This is a genomic window from Pseudomonas persica, assembly GCF_900291015.1.
GTDB lineage: Bacteria > Pseudomonadota > Gammaproteobacteria > Pseudomonadales > Pseudomonadaceae > Aquipseudomonas.
Genome location: NZ_OLKL01000267.1, coordinates 1 through 250, shown reverse-complemented (window position 1 = coordinate 250; position 250 = coordinate 1). Strand labels below are relative to the sequence as shown.

Here is a 250-nt window from a genome sequence, read left to right as displayed (position 1 = left end):
ACAGTACGTTGAGCGCTTGTCGTTAGAGAAAGCTATGGCTGGGCTTGAACTGAGCGACTCGAGCTCTGTAGTTGTCGGTTCTGATACGGTCGTCGTTTTAAACGAACATGTACTAGAAAAACCCAATGATTTCGGACATGCCAAAGCTATGCTTCAAGGGATGTCAGGAGAAAAACATCAGGTGCTCACTGCTGTCAGTGTTGTATCTAAGAATAAGCAGTCATCGGTTGTGGTAACGACGGATGTATGG

Annotated in this window: 1 protein-coding gene; it reads left to right on the top strand. The window is 46.0% G+C overall.

Annotated features, from left to right (window positions below; genetic code table 11):
• Positions 1-250 (top strand): Maf family protein (locus FQ664_RS26530; RefSeq protein WP_178091114.1); only part of this gene is annotated, 250 nt, incomplete at both ends.